A 14673-nucleotide genomic window follows, 5' to 3' on the forward strand; every position below is an offset into this window, starting at 1 on the left:
AAGCCCGCCCCGACATTCCTGAAAAGGAACACCCCGGATAGGCGGGCCAGCGATTTCAAGCGGCAGGAAGGGCCCTGCCAAAAACCGAACCGGCCGGCGCAATTGCTGCAGCGCAACCAGGTCAGCCCGCTATTCTAGCAACAAAAGCGCCGCCCGCTCAAGCCGCCCCGACCTCTTGCGCCACTGGCGCCCGCTTCCGGACGACTTGGAACAGGCTGCGATCCGCCCTCGATGGTGCGATAATCCCACTTTGATCCTTCTTTTCCGGCGTGGCCAGAGGCCCCGCCATCACTTTTCTGGCGACGCAGCATGAGCATTTACCTGAACACGGCCGAAGACATCGCCCACATGCGCGTGGCTTGCCGCCTTGCCTCCGAAGTCCTCGACTACATCACGCCCTTCGTGCAGCCCGGCGTCACCACCGGCGAACTCGACCGCCTGTGCCACGCCTATATGCGCGACGTGCAGGGCACCGTGCCGGCGCCGCTGAACTATGCGCCCCCCGGCTACCCGCCCTTCCCCGGCGCGATCTGCACCTCGGTCAACGACGTGATCTGCCACGGCATTCCGGGCGAGCGGGTGCTCAAGAGCGGCGACGCGGTCAATCTCGACATCACCGTCATCACCAAGGATGGTTATTACGGCGACACCAGCCGCATGTTCATCGTCGGCGAGGGCTCGATCCTGGCCAAGCGCCTGGCGCAGGTAACCTATGAGTGCATGTGGAAGGGCATCGCGCAAGTGCGCCATGGCGCGCGCCTGGGCGATATCGGCCACGCCATCCAGGTGCACGCCGAGGCCGCCGGCTACAGCGTGGTGCGCGAATACTGCGGCCACGGCATCGGCAAGAACTTCCATGAAGACCCGCAGATCCTGCACTATGGCCGTCCCGGCACCGGCGCCGAGATCAAGGCCGGCATGATCTTCACGGTGGAGCCGATGATCAACGCCGGCAAGCGCGATATCCGCACCATGCCCGACCAGTGGACCGTGAAGACCCGCGACCGCAGCCTGTCGGCACAGTGGGAGCACACGGTGCTGGTCACCGAGACCGGCTACGAGGTACTGACGGTGTCCGCCGGCACCCCGGCGCCGCCGGCCTTCATTACCGATTCCGTGGCGGCCTGACGCCGCGCAGAAGCCAGGGCGCCTGACCGGGCGCCCTTCTTTTTCCAGCCGTGCCCAACAACCCTTCCGCCCTCTCCATGGACACCACGCCGGAACTGCTGCTGGCCGCGCGCGTGCGCGACCGGCTCAAAGCCGACAAGCAGGCGCTGTTTGCGGACTTCAGCATCAGCGCCAATGCCGGCACGCTGACCACGCGGCTGCGCCGCGCCGTCGATGCCGCGCTGGGCGAGGCCTGGCGCGGGCTGGCGATGCCCGCCGACGCGGCGCTGGTGGCGGTGGGCGGCTACGGCCGCGGCGAACTGTTCCCGTACTCGGACGTCGACGTGCTGCTGCTGCTGCCGGCCGAGCCCGACCGGGATACCGCGGGCAAGCTGGAACGCTTTATCGGCCTGTGCTGGGACCTCGGCCTCGAGATCGGCTCGGCGGTGCGCACGGTCGATGACTGCATCCGCGAATCGCGCCAGGACGTCACCATCCAGACCTCGCTGCTCGAGGCGCGCCTGCTGACCGGCAACCCCAAGCTGTTCGAGGCGCTGCGCGGCCGCTACCAGGCCGACCTGGACCCGGCGGCGTTCTTCCAGGCCAAGCTGCTGGAAATGCGCCAGCGCCATGCCAAGTACCAGGACACGCCGTACGCGCTCGAGCCCAACTGCAAGGAGAGCCCCGGGGGGCTGCGCGACCTGCAGGTGATCCTGTGGATGACCAAGGCCGCGGGCCTCGGCGACAGCTGGAAGGAACTGTTCGAGAAGGGCCTGCTGACGGAGCGCGAAGCGCAGGAGCTGGCCCGCAACGAGCGCCTGCTGAAGACCATCCGCGCGCGCCTGCACCTGGTCGCCGGACGCCGCCAGGACGTGCTGGTGTTCGACCTTCAGACCGCGCTGGCCGAGGCCTTCGGCTACCGCCAGAACGCCCACAAGCGCGCCAGCGAGCAGCTGATGCGGCGCTACTACTGGGCCGCCAAGGCGGTGACCCAGCTCAACAGCGTGCTGCTGCTCAATATCGAGGCGATGCTGTTCCCGAGCGAGTCGCAGGTGACGCGCGTGCTCAACGAGCGCTTCGTCGAGCGCCAGGGCATGCTGGAGATCACCAGCGACGACATCTACGAGCGCGACCCGCACGCCATCCTCGAAACCTTCCTGCTGTACGAGCGCACGCCCGGCGTGAAGGGGCTGGCGCCGCGCACGCTGCGCGGCCTCTACAACGCGCGCACGGTGATGGACGCGCGCTGGCGCAACGACCCCGAGAACCGCCGGCTGTTCCTGGCCATCGTGCAGGAGCCGCAGGGCATCACCCATGCGCTGCGGCTGATGAACCAGACCAGCGTGCTGGGCCGCTACCTGATCAACTTCCGCCGCATCGTCGGCCAGATGCAGCACGACCTGTTCCACGTCTACACCGTGGACCAGCACATCCTGATGGTGGTGCGCAACATGCGCCGCTTCGCCATCGTCGAGCACACCCACGAGTTCCCGTTCTGCAGCCAGCTGATGGCCAGTTTCGACAAGCCCTGGGTGCTGTGGGTGGCGGCGCTGTTCCATGACATCGCCAAGGGCCGCGGCGGCGACCATTCCCGCCTCGGCACCGTCGATGCGCGCCGCTTCTGCAAGCAGCACGGCATCGCGCGCGAAGACGCGGACCTGATCTGCTGGCTGGTCGAGCACCACCTCACCATGAGCCACGTCGCGCAGAAGCAGGACCTGACCGACCCGGACGTGGTCCATGCCTTTGCCGAAGTGGTCGGCAGCGAACGCTACCTGACCGCGCTTTACCTGCTGACCGTGGCCGATATCCGCGGCACCAGCCCAAAGGTGTGGAATGCCTGGAAGGGCAAGCTGCTGGAAGACCTGTACCACATCACGCTGCGCGTGCTGGGCGGCGCCCGGGTCGACTCGCATTCGCTGTGGTCGCAACGCAAGGAAGACACCATCTCGGAGCTGCGCCTGAAGGCGTTCGATCCGGCGCTGGGCAAGTCGCTGTGGGCGCAGCTCGACGTGGCCTTCTTCCTGCGCCACGATTCGCACGATATCGCCTGGCTCACGCGCCATCTCTACAACAAGGTCGACAGCCCGGTGCCGGTGGTCAAGGCGCGCGTGTCGCCGGCCGGCGAAGGGCTGCAGGTGGCGGTCTACATCAAGGACCAGCCCGACCTGTTCGCGCGCATCTGCGGCTATTTCGAGCGCAAGGCGTTCTCGATCCAGGACGCCAAGATCCACACCACGCGCCACGGCTACGCGCTCGATACGTTCCAGGTCACCGATCCCGGCATGGCCGGCGATGGCGGCAATTACCGCGACATCATCGCGCTGGTCGAGCATGAGCTGTGCGAGCGGCTGCGCCTGCAGGGCGCGCTGCCCGAGCCCACGCAAGGACGGCTGTCGCGCCAGTCGCGCAGCTTCCCGATCAAGCCGCGCGTCGACCTGCGCCCGGACGAGCGCGGCCAGTATTACCTGCTGTCGCTGTCCGCCAACGACCGCACCGGCCTGCTGTACGCCATCGCCCGCGTACTGGCACGGCATCGCGTGTCCGTGCACACGGCACGCATCAACACCCTGGGCGAACGCGTCGAAGACGTGTTCCTGGTAGACGGCAGCCGCCTGGCCGCCGACAACCGATTGCAGATTCAGCTTGAACAGGACTTGCTCGCCGCCCTCGCCATCTGAGGCGGGCGGGCAGCATCAACATATGACCGACAGCAATTCGCCGAAGCGCAAGACGCTAGGCATCAAGGCCGCCAGCGAAACCGGCACGGCCGCGCGCAAGGGCGGCAACCGCCCGGTGCGGGTTTCAGACCTGAACCGTAACCGCGTGCGGGCCGTGACCGAAGGCATCAAGCGCGCGCAGCAAAGTGATGGTGGCAAGAGTGCCGGCCGCCGCGCGCCAGGCGAAGCGCAAGCCGGCGGCGACGTGCGCAAGCCGCGCCCGCCGCGCCCCGCTGACGGCGAGCGCCAGGCGCGGCCACGACGCCCCGAGGGCGAAGCGCGTGCGCCGCGGCGCTTTGGTGACGACGAAAGCCGTCCGCGCCGCTATGGCGACGATCGCGGCGAAGCGCGTCCGCGCCGTGCTGGCGATGACCGTGGCGAAGCCCGTCCCCGCCGTTTCGAAGGCGGCGAAGCGCGCCCGCCACGACGCTTCGGCGACGACGACAATCGTCCGCGCCGTGCTGGCAATGACCGCGGCGAAGCGCGTCCGCGCCGCTTCGAAGGCGGCGAAGCGCGCCCGCCGCGACGCTTCGGCGACGACGACAACCGTCCGCGCCGCACCGGCGGTGACCGCGCCGAAGCGCGCCCGCGCCGCTTCGAAGGCAGCGAAGCGCGTCCGCCGCGACGCTTCGGCGATGACGACAACCGTCCGCGCCGCACTGGCGACGATCGTGGCGAGGCGCGACCGCGCCGCTTCGAAGGCGCTGACACTCGCCCGCGCCGCTTTGGCGACGACGAAAACCGCCCGCGCCGCTTCGAGAATGCCGACTCGCGTCCGCGCCGCCATGGCGATGACGACAAGCGCCCGCGCCCCGCGCCGTCGGGCGAACGCCGCCGCGAAGGCACGGCGCCGGCACGCCGCTTCAGCGACGCGGCCGACCGTATCCGCACTGCCGGCCCGGCACGCCAGCACGCACCGGCCGCGCGCCAGGAAAAGCCTGCCCCGGTCCGCGACGAGTCCACCCACGACGACGGCCTGGTACGGCTGTCCAAGCGCATGTCCGAACTCGGCCTGTGCTCGCGCCGCGAGGCCGACGAATGGATCCCGCGCGGCTGGGTGCTGGTCGACGGCAAGCCCGTGACCGAACTCGGCAGCCGCATCCGCCCCGACGCCGAGATCGAGATCCTGCAGGAAGCGCGTTCCGAGCAAGGCGAGCGCGTCACCGTGCTGCTGAACAAGCCGGTGGGCTACGTTTCGGGCCAGGCCGAGGACGGCTACGAGCCCGCCGCGGCGCTGTTTGCCCCCGAGAACCAGTGGGAAGGCGATCCCACGCGCAAGCGCTTCGCGCCGTGGCAGCGCAAGAACCTGGCGCCGGCCGGCCGCCTCGATATCGACTCCACCGGCCTGCTGGTGCTGACGCAGGACGGCCGCGTCGCGCGCGCGCTGATCGGCGAGGACTCGACCGTCGAGAAGGAATACCTGGTGCGCGTGGTCTGGCACTCGCCGCACGGGCCGGTCGAGCGCAACATCAGCGCGGAATTCCCCGCCGACGACCTCGAACTGCTGCGCCACGGCCTGTCGCTCGACGGCGTGCCGCTCAGGCCGGCCAAGGTCAGCTGGCAGAACGAAGAGCAACTGCGCTTCGTGCTGCGCGAGGGCCGCAAGCGCCAGATCCGCCGCATGTGCGAGCAGGTCGGGCTGCAGGTGGTGGGCCTCAAGCGCGTGCGTATGGGACGGGTGGTGCTGGGGGATCTGCCGCCGGGCAAGTGGAGGTTCCTGGGGCAGTTCGAGAAGTTCTGATAAAAAGAAAAGCGGCCGGGACGGCCGCTTTCTTTGATGGGTTTTGGCAAATCGCCACACCCTCATTTCCCTACCGCCGGTGTGCTCCCTCTTCCGCAAGCGGGAGAGAAGAGCAGGCCAGAGGTCATTCTGCGCCGTCAATCGTCGCCGTTCGCCGGCAAATCCGGAAACAGGATCTCGGTAAACCCGAAGTTCGAAAAATCCCTGATCCGCATCGGATAAAGAATCCCCTGCAGGTGGTCGCACTCGTGCTGCACCACGCGCGCATGGAAGCCCTCGGCGACGCGTTCGATGCGGTTGCCCATCAGGTCGTAGCCGCTGTACTTCAGCCGCAGGTGCCGCGGCACCACGCCGCGCAGGCCCGGCACCGACAGGCAGCCTTCCCAGCCGTCCTCCATCTCGTCGGACTGCATTTCCAGCACCGGATTGATCAGCACGGTCTTGGGCACGGTCGGCGCTTCCGGGTAGCGCGGATTGCGGTCGAAGCCGAAGATCACCACCTGCAGGTCCACGCCGATCTGCGGCGCCGCCAGGCCCGCGCCGTTGGCGTGGTCCATGGTGTCGAACATGTCTTCGATCAGCGTGCGCAGCTCCGGCGTGTTGAAGCGCTCCACCGGCCGCGCCACCTGCAGCAGGCGCGCATCGCCCATCTTGAGAATCTCGCGGATCATGGTTGTATTCCCGGTTATTGCCCGTCCGGCGCGGCACCGGCCTGCGCCAGCAGCGCCAGCATGCCGGCCTCGTCCAGCACCGGCACGCCCAGCGCCTCGGCCTTGTCCAGCTTGCTGCCGGCCTCGGCACCGGCGACCACGTAGTCGGTCTTTTTCGAAACCGACCCGGCCACCTTGGCGCCGGCGGCTTCCAGCAACTCCTTGGCGTCTTCGCGCGACAGCGTCGGCAGTGTGCCGGTCAGCACAAAGGTCTTGCCCGACAGCGGCGCCGGCGCCCTGGCCACCGGCTCGCTTTCCGCCCAGTGTACGCCGGCCGCCCGCAGTTGCTCGATGACTTCGACATTGTGCGGCTCGGCCAGGAAGTTGGCGATCGACTGCGCCACCACCGGCCCGACATCGTTGACCTCGAGCAGCGCGGCTTCGTCGGCCGCCATCAGCGCATCCAGCTTGCCGAAGTGTTTGGCCAGGTCCTTGGCGGTGGCCTCGCCGACGTGGCGGATGCCGAGCGCGAAGATAAAGCGGTTCATGGTGGTCGCGCGCGACTTGTCGATCGCCGCGACCAGGTTGGCGGCGGACTTGTCCGCCATGCGCTCGAGCGCGGCCAGCTTGGCGACGCCCAGCTTGTACAGGTCGGCCGGCGTGCGCACGATGCCCTGGTCGACCAGTTGCTCGACCAGCTTGTCGCCCAGGCCTTCGATATCCATGGCGCGCCGTTGCGCGAAATGCAGCAGCGACTGCTTGCGCTGCGCCGCGCAGATCAGGCCGCCGGTGCAGCGGGCAATGGCTTCGTCCTCGAGCTTCTCGATATGCGAGCCGCACACCGGGCAGGCGCTCGGCATGACGAAGGCGCGGGCATCGGCCGGGCGCCGTTCGGTCACCACGGCGACCACTTCCGGGATCACGTCGCCGGCGCGGCGCACGATCACGGTATCGCCGACATGCACGTCCTTGCGGCGGATCTCGTCCTCGTTGTGCAGCGTGGCATTGGTCACGGTCACGCCGCCGACAAACACCGGCTTGAGCCGCGCCACCGGCGTGATCGCGCCGGTGCGGCCGACCTGCACCTCGATGTCCTCGACGATGGTGGTCATTTCCTGCGCCGGGAACTTGTGCGCCAGCGCAAAGCGCGGCGCGCGCGAGACAAAGCCCAGGCGCTCCTGCTCGGCCAGCGCGTTGACCTTGTAGACCACGCCGTCGATGTCGTAGGGCAGGTCGTCGCGGCGCTTGCCGATATCGCGGTAGAAATCGAGCAATCCCTGCGCTCCCTTCACCACCGCGCGGTCCTTGCACACCGGCAAACCCAGCGCGGCGAAGCCGTCGAGCATGGCGCTGTGGGTCGGCGGCCGCTCCACCCCCTGCAGCTCGCCCAGCCCGTAGGCGAAGAACGACAGCGGACGCCGCGCGGTGATGCGCGGATCGAGCTGGCGCAGGCTGCCGGCGGCGGCATTGCGCGGGTTGACGAAGGTTTTCTCGCCGGCCTCGGCCTGGCGCGCGTTGAGCTTGTCGAAGTCGCGGCGGAACATGAAGACCTCGCCGCGCACCTCCAGCACCGCGGGCGCCTGGCCGCGCAGCTTGAGCGGAATCGCCTTGATGGTGCGCACGTTGACGGTGACGTCCTCGCCGGTCTCGCCATCGCCGCGGGTGGCGGCCTGCACCAGGCGGCCGTCTTCATAGCGCAGCGACATGGCGAGGCCGTCGAACTTCAGCTCGCAGGCATATTCGACCGCGTCGGCGGCGCTGAACAGGTCGGCCTCGCCCGCGGCGGGCGCACTGCGGCCCAGGCCCTGCGCGCAGCGGCGGTCGAAGTTCAGCACGTCGTCGTCGGCGAAGGCGTTGTTGAGCGACAGCATCGGCACGCGGTGCCGCACCGAATCGAACCCTGCCAGCGGCTCGCCGCCCACGCGCTGGGTGGGCGAGTCCGGGGCCTGCAGCTCGGGATGCTCGAGCTCCAGCGCCAGCAGTTCGCTGAACAGCGCGTCGTATTCCGCATCGGGAATGGTGGGCGCGTCCAGCACGTAATACTGGTGGTTGTGGCGGTCCAGCTCTTCGCGCAGCCAGGCCACGCGGCTGGCCGCGGCGTCGGCCGGCAAGGCGCCGGCGGGCGCGGAGGCATCTGCCTGCGCGCCGCGGTGTTTTGCGGTCATGGCAGGCCCCGGCTAGTTGCTGAACAGGCGCAGCGCCACCGGCGAACCGGCCGGCATGCCGCGTGCTTCCAGCTTCTGGTACAGCGTTTCGAGCTGGGTGAAGATGGCGACGAACGAGGCTTCGGTGAGCGGCCGCATATTGTCGTCGACCAGTTGCGCCCCCATGCGCTGCGCCAGCGTATGGCCGTACTCGCACACGGTCTTGAACGGCTTGGCGGCCTGGTCGGCCACCGGCACGTCGAGCAGCAGCGTGATCTGGCGGCCGGCCTTGACGGTGAGATCGTCGCGCAGGAAGTTGGTGTCGCCGAACTGCAGCGTGAACAGCGGGCGCTGCACGCCCTCGGCATTGGCCTGGTAGCGGATAAAGCGGGTGCCGTCGCGCGACAGCACCAGCCCGTCCTGCGTCGCCACGTTCTGCACATAGGCGGCCGACCATGGCGCGCCGTCGGAGATCACGTTGACGCCCAGCTGCACGTCGCAAGCGGCGGCGAAGCCGTCGAGCTCGCGCGCGTTGGCCACGGTCTCGCCCATGTCGGGCAGGTCGGCCGAGGCGTCGAGCGATTCGGCCAGCGACTCGACCGCGGTGACGAATTCCGAGAACTCGAGCGCGTTGAGCGGGCCGCCGCGGTTGGCCAGCTGCACGCCGACCTGCAGGTCTTCGTACTGATGGCCGGCGGTGACGGGCTCCCAGGCGTTGGCTTCGGCGCGCAGGCCTTCGATATGGACCGGCTTGGTGCCGGCGCGGCGCAGCCGGCCGGTCAGCGGCAGGATGCGGTCGCCGGAGGCCTTGCGCTCCAGATGCAGCGGCACTATGCAGTCGATCAGCGGGTCGACCACGGCCGGTGCGGGCTGGCCATCCGGCACGGCGGCGACCGGCCCCTGCACCGGCGCCGGCGCCGGTGCAGGTGCAGGTGCAGGTGTGGCGGCAACCGCGGGGGCGGGTGCCGGGGCCATGCCGGCTTCGACCGCATCGGCCTGGTCCGCCTCATCGGCCGCGGCACGCGTCGCGGCCGCTGCCAGGGCAACTTCCTCGGCGACGGCCTCGTCGGCATCGGCGGTGCTGGCCGCAGCGACAGCGGCGGCAGCGGCGTGGTTGTTGCCGGCCACGGCGGCCGCCCCGGCGCCGGCTGCTGCCTGGGCAAGCGTCGGCTCGCGCCGCGGCGGCTGCTCGGCGGCGGCCTCGTGCAGGCGCGCGGCGGTTTCCGGCGTGGTGCTCTGGCCGACCACCGGCTCGCGCATCGGCGGCAGGTCGTCCTCGGGCCGCAGCTCGCGCGGGCGGCGCGCCTTGCGAATCTGCCACTGGTTGTAGCCGAACACCAGCACCACGAAAACCAGGCCGGCGACGATCAGCGCGGTCTGCAGGTCCATGTTGAGCTTCATGCTGCAGTCTCCAAAGCGCCGCGGTTGGTTACAGCACGGTAGTGTCGGTTGCGCGCAGCATTCGCGGACGTGCGCTTCCCCGCTGCGCGGGGTCCCTGCTTACTGCTCATGCTGCCTCCGCCATCGATACTGCCGCGTCCATATCTACTGCCACGATCCGCGAAACGCCCTGCTCCTGCATGGTCACGCCAATGAGTTGATGAGCCATTTCCATGGCAATCTTGTTATGTGAGATGAAAACGAACTGGGTCTTGTCCGACATGCGCGCCACCATATTGGCGTAGCGCTCGGTATTGGCATCGTCCAGCGGCGCGTCGACCTCGTCCAGCAGGCAGAACGGCGCCGGGTTCAGCTGGAACATCGCGAACACCAGCGCGATCGCGGTCAGCGCCTTCTCGCCACCCGACAGCAGGTGGATGGTCGAGTTCTTCTTGCCCGGCGGTTGCGCCATCACCTGCACGCCGGCATCGAGGATTTCCTCGCCGGTCATGATCAGGCGCGCCTGGCCGCCGCCGAACAGCGACGGGAACAGCTCGCCGAAGTGATGGTTGACCTGGTCGAAGGTGCCCTGCAGCAGCGCGCGGGTTTCCTGGTCGATCTTGGCGATCGCGTCCTCGAGCGTGCCGATGGCGTCGTTCAGGTCGGCCGACTGCGCGTCGAGGAAGGTCTTGCGCTCGCGCGCCGCGGCCAGTTCGTCGAGCGCGGCCATGTTGACCGGGCCCAGCGCGTTGATGGCGTTGTTGATGCGCGTGACCTCGCCCTGCAGGTAGGACGGCTTCAGCTCGCCGGTCAGCTTGTCGGCCAGCGCGGCCTCGTCCACCGCGGCGGCGCTGAGCTGCTCGCTGAACTGCTCCTGGTTCAGGCGCGCGGCCTGTTCCTTGAGCTGGAGCTCGGTGATGCGATCGCGCAGCGGCTGCAGGCTGCGCTCGGCGGCCAGGCGCTGCTCGTCGTGCTGGCGCAGCTGCGCCGACAGCGCATCGAGCTCGGTGCGCGCGATGGTCAGCTTCTCTTCCTTTTCGGCACGGCGCTCCAGCGCTTCCTGCAGGCCGGTATGCGCGGTCTGCTCGTTGATGGTCTCGAGTTCGGCGCGGGCGTTTTCCAGCGATTCGGCGATGCGCTCGGCCTGGTCAGCCGCCACCTGGATATTGCGGCGCAGCTCGTCGATGCGGCTGGCCAGGTTGCGCTCGGCAAACAGCGCTTCCTGCGCGGCGCGCTCGAGGTCGCGCAGCTGGTGGCGCGCGCCGGAGAGCTTGCTGTCCAGCGCCTCGAAGGCCATCTGCTGGTCTTCGTGGCTGGCCTGCATCTCGGCCAGCGCGGCGTCGTGCTGCTCGAAGCTGGCCTCGGATTCGGCGCGGATGGCACGCTGCTCTTCGACCTGCGCGTGGATCTCTTCCAGTTCCTCGCGGATCTGGCCGCTGCGCGCGGCATAGCGCTCCATCGCCTGCGACAGCTTGAGCACGTCCATCTGCAGCGCATGCACGCGGCGGGTGGCCTGCTCGGCACGGGCACGGGCTTCGCCCAGCGCCTGGCTGGCCTGGGTGTAGGCCGCTTCGGCGCGCACCGCCTCGGTCTTGGCCTCGTCGGACAGCAGCAGCTGCGCGCGCGCCTGCTTGTGCAGGTTTTCGATTTCCTGCTCGCGCGCGAGCATGCCGGCCTGCTCGGAATCGGCGGCGTAGATCTGGATGGCGTTGCGGCCCACCAGGTGGCCTTCGGCGACCACGAAGGAAGCGCCGTCGGGCAGCGTGTTGCGCGCGGCCAGCGCCTGCGCCATGTCGGTGGCGACATAGACGTCGGCGAGCCAGTCCTGCATCACCGCGCGGATGCCGGGCTCGGTGATCTGCACCAGCGCCATCAGCGGGCGCAGGCCGGCCGGCGTTTCGAGCGGACGGGCCGCGGCCGGCGGCGAGTAGAACGCCAGCTTTGCCGGCGGCGCGTCGGCCAGGAAGGCCTTGACCCAGTCCAGGTTCGACACTTCCAGCGCTGCCAGCTTCTCGCGCAGCACGGATTCGAGCGCGTTTTCCCAGCCCGGCTCGATATGGACCTTCTTCCACAGCCGCGGCAGCTCGGACAGTTCATGCCTGGCCAGCCAGGGCTGCACCTTGCCGTCGGTCTGCACGTTCTCTTGCAGCTGGCGCAGCGCCGCCAGGCGCGCCTCCAGCGTGGCGATGGCGGCGGCCTCGCTGTGCACGCGCGCCTGCGCGGCGCGGCGCGCCTCGTCCAGGCGCGGCACGCTCTCTTCGGCGTCGGCGAGCACGGCCTGGGCTTCCTCGACCAGCGCCTCCTGCTCCGCCAGCTCGGCGCGGGCCTGCTCCAGCCGGGTTTCGTCGGGCCGGTCCAGGCCCTTGTCTTCGGCCGACAGCCGTTCGCGGCGCTGTTCCAGCTGCTGCAGCATCTGGTCGGCGCTGCGCTGCTGCGCGGCCTCCAGCTTGAGCGCCTGCTCGGCCTGCATGATGCCGGCGCGCTGCTCGTTGAGCAGCAGCTGGGCTTCGCGCCACTGCGCTTCCAGCGTCGGCAGCTCGTCGTTCTGGCGCGCGACGGCCTCCTGCGCCTCGACCGTGCGGCCTTCGGCCACGGCCAGGTTTTCTTCGGCCTGCGCCAGTTCGTCGGTGGCCTGTTCGGCCTTGCCCTGCCACTGCTCGCGCTGCGCGGTCAGCGCGGCGATCTGGGCCTGCACGCGGTTGCGCGACTCGACCACGTAGCGGATCTCGGCCTCGAGCTTGCTGACCTCGGCATTGGCCTCGTACAGCGCGCCCTGCGCCGCGTGCATGCCATCGGATGCGGCATAGTGCGCGGCGCGCATGGTTTCCAGCTCGGCTTCGACATGGCGCAGCTGCGCGGTCTGGGCTTCCAGGTCGATCTGGGCCTGCTTGATGGCGCGCTGGTGGCGTTCCTGCTCCTGCTGCGCCTCGCGCTTGCGCAGCAGCCACAGCAGGTGCTGCTTCTCTTCGCCGTCGGCCTGCAGCGTCTTGAAGCGCTGCGCCACTTCGGCCTGGCCCTCGAGCTTTTCGAGGTTGCTGCCGAGTTCGCGCAGGATGTCTTCGACCCGGGTCAGGTTTTCACGGGTGTCGGACAGCCGGTTCTCGGTCTCGCGGCGGCGCTCCTTGTACTTGGACACGCCCGCCGCTTCTTCCAGGAAGATGCGCATGTCATCGGGCTTGGCCTCGATGATGCGCGAGATCATGCCCTGGCCGATGATGGCGTAGGCGCGCGGGCCGAGGCCCGTGCCCAGGAAGATGTCCTGGATGTCGCGCCGGCGCACCGGCTGGTTATTGATGTAGTAGGACGAGGTTCCGTCGCGGGTCAGCACGCGCTTGACCGCGACTTCGGCGTACTGGCTCCACTGGCCGGCGGCGCGGCCTTCGGCGTTGTCGAACACCAGTTCGACGCTGGCCCGGCCGGCCTGCTTGCGCGCGGTCGAGCCGTTGAAGATGACGTCCTGCATGGATTCGCCACGCAGCTCGGACGCGCGTGACTCGCCCAGCACCCAGCGCACCGCATCGATGATGTTGGATTTGCCGCAGCCGTTGGGACCGACGATGCCGACCAGTTGGCCCGGCACCTGGAAATTGGTGGGATCGACGAATGACTTGAAGCCCGCCAGCTTGATCGAGGATAGTCGCACGGTTTCTCGTGTGGTATCGGCCACTCCGGCAGGGAAGCGGGGGCGGCCTGGTATCGGGTATCGGGGCTATTGCACGGTTCGGAACAGCCGGGCTGCGCGGGAGCCCGGCACGGCGTGACGCCAGCACCTCAAAACACCCCTCCAGCCCGAGAATTGGGGCTAATCATACCATCGCAGATGCCTTCGCCGGCCCGTTTGGGGTCCTCCGGGGGAGGTGGCCGGGTGGCGGAATTCCTTTGCGTTTCCGGCCCTTACAAGCGGTTTCACAAGCACTTTGGCAAACCGCGCGCCGGCAGCCAGCTACGCTTGCGGCGTGATCCACCCGGAAACTAATCAGGGTAAATGCTAGTCTCTGCTCTGTCGGCGTGATGCCGGATACGCTCCGGCCCCACGCACCATGAACGACCCCCAGCCCGCCTTCGCCACCGTAAGGCCAACCAGGAGGACAGAGCATGAGTGAACCGTCAGCGGCCGCCCGGCCGTGGTCTGTCAGCGACATCCATTACGAGGCGATCGACGTGGCGCGCGTGCGCGGCGACCGCGACCTGTTCTACCTGCTGGTGTCGGCATCGTTCATCGAGAGCGGCTCCGACACCTATGCCGGCAACCTTGCCACCTATTACGCCCGCGTGCCCGAAGCCGCCGGCTGGCTTGCCGCGCACTGGGAAGCCGAGGAACTGCAGCATGGCGTGGCGCTGCGGCGCTATGTCGAACATGTCTGGCCGGAATTCGACTGGGAGCGCGGCTATGCGCGCTTTTTCGACGAGTACCGCCAGACCTGCTCGATCGACCAGTTCGAGCCCACCGAGGCGCTCGAGATGGCGGCCCGCTGCGTGGTCGAGACCGGCACCGCGGCCTACTACCGGGCGCTCGAGCAGGCCAGCGACGAACCGGTGCTGCGCGACCTGACGCGGCGCATCTCCAACGACGAGGTGCGACACTACAAACACTTCTTCCACTTCTTCAACCGCTTCGCCGAAGCCGAGCGCCCGGGCCGGCTGCGCGTGCTGCGCGCGCTGGCGCGCCGGCTGCTGGAGATCAAGAACGAGGACGCGGCGATCGCGCTGCGCAACGTGCTGCGCATGGAACGCGGGGTCGAGTCGGTGCCCGAGGCGGAGGTGCGCGCGCTCAATACGCGCGTGTCAGGCGTGATCCGCCGCAATATCCCGATCGAGATGACCGTCAAGATGCTGCTGCGCCCGCTGCACCTCCACCGCGGCGTCGAGCGCGCGGTGCGCGCACCGCTGGTGGCGATGGTGTCGCGGGTGATCCTGCACTGAGCCGCGCC

General features: G+C 68.8%; 8 protein-coding genes. 4 read left to right on the top strand and 4 right to left on the bottom strand.

Annotated elements, in window-relative coordinates; translation table 11 throughout:
* The first annotated feature begins 309 nt into the window (after positions 1-309).
* The 3 genes from map (at position 310) to CBM2586_RS08765 (ending at position 5568) form a co-directional block, all read left to right on the top strand.
* Positions 310-1128 (top strand): type I methionyl aminopeptidase, encoded by an 819-nt coding sequence (map, locus tag CBM2586_RS08755; RefSeq protein WP_111517873.1) that lies wholly within the window; start codon positions 310-312, stop codon positions 1126-1128.
* Positions 1129-1205: 77 nt separating this feature from the next.
* Entirely contained in the window at positions 1206-3788 is a 2583-nt protein-coding gene (locus CBM2586_RS08760; RefSeq protein WP_115661984.1) for a [protein-PII] uridylyltransferase, read from the top strand.
* 22 nt (positions 3789-3810) lie between these two features.
* Positions 3811-5568: a pseudouridine synthase gene (locus tag CBM2586_RS08765; RefSeq protein ID WP_115661983.1), complete on the top strand. Its 1758-nt coding sequence runs from the start codon at positions 3811-3813 to the stop codon at positions 5566-5568.
* Positions 5569-5705: 137 nt separating this feature from the next.
* Here CBM2586_RS08765 and def read toward each other — a convergent pair whose 3' ends face one another.
* The 4 genes from def to smc form a co-directional block, all read right to left on the bottom strand.
* A complete protein-coding gene (def, locus tag CBM2586_RS08770; RefSeq protein ID WP_115661982.1) occupies positions 5706-6239 on the bottom strand; it encodes a peptide deformylase in 534 nt (177 codons plus the stop codon).
* Between the two features lie 14 nt (positions 6240-6253).
* Positions 6254-8383, bottom strand: coding sequence for an NAD-dependent DNA ligase LigA (gene ligA, locus CBM2586_RS08775; RefSeq protein WP_115661981.1), 2130 nt, complete (start codon positions 8381-8383; stop codon positions 6254-6256).
* A 12-nt stretch (positions 8384-8395) separates the two neighbouring features.
* A complete protein-coding gene (locus CBM2586_RS08780; RefSeq protein ID WP_115687257.1) occupies positions 8396-9763 on the bottom strand; it encodes a cell division protein ZipA C-terminal FtsZ-binding domain-containing protein in 1368 nt (455 codons plus the stop codon).
* A 106-nt stretch (positions 9764-9869) separates the two neighbouring features.
* Positions 9870-13385, bottom strand: a complete 3516-nt coding sequence (gene smc / locus CBM2586_RS08785; RefSeq protein WP_115687258.1) for a chromosome segregation protein SMC — start codon at positions 13383-13385, stop codon at positions 9870-9872.
* A 452-nt stretch (positions 13386-13837) separates the two neighbouring features.
* On the opposite strand from smc, the gene CBM2586_RS08790 reads away from it, so the two are divergent.
* Positions 13838-14665, top strand: coding sequence for a ferritin-like domain-containing protein (locus CBM2586_RS08790; RefSeq protein ID WP_115687259.1), 828 nt, complete (start codon positions 13838-13840; stop codon positions 14663-14665).
* Positions 14666-14673 lie beyond the last annotated feature (8 nt).

Origin of the sequence: Cupriavidus taiwanensis, from assembly GCF_900250115.1 — a bacterium.
Taxonomy (GTDB): Bacteria; Pseudomonadota; Gammaproteobacteria; order Burkholderiales; family Burkholderiaceae; genus Cupriavidus; species Cupriavidus taiwanensis_B.

Bases quoted from the DNA above. Each gene is read 5' to 3' on its own strand.
- map (WP_111517873.1), top strand. From the start codon at position 310: ATGAGCATTTACCTGAACACGGCCGAAGACATCGCCCACATGCGCGTG.
- CBM2586_RS08760 (WP_115661984.1), top strand. From the start codon at position 1,206: ATGGACACCACGCCGGAACTGCTGCTGGCCGCGCGCGTGCGCGACCGG.
- CBM2586_RS08765 (WP_115661983.1), top strand. From the start codon at position 3,811: ATGACCGACAGCAATTCGCCGAAGCGCAAGACGCTAGGCATCAAGGCC.
- def (WP_115661982.1), bottom strand. From the start codon at position 6,239: ATGATCCGCGAGATTCTCAAGATGGGCGATGCGCGCCTGCTGCAGGTG.
- ligA (WP_115661981.1), bottom strand. From the start codon at position 8,383: ATGACCGCAAAACACCGCGGCGCGCAGGCAGATGCCTCCGCGCCCGCC.
- CBM2586_RS08780 (WP_115687257.1), bottom strand. From the start codon at position 9,763: ATGAAGCTCAACATGGACCTGCAGACCGCGCTGATCGTCGCCGGCCTG.
- CBM2586_RS08790 (WP_115687259.1), top strand. From the start codon at position 13,838: ATGAGTGAACCGTCAGCGGCCGCCCGGCCGTGGTCTGTCAGCGACATC.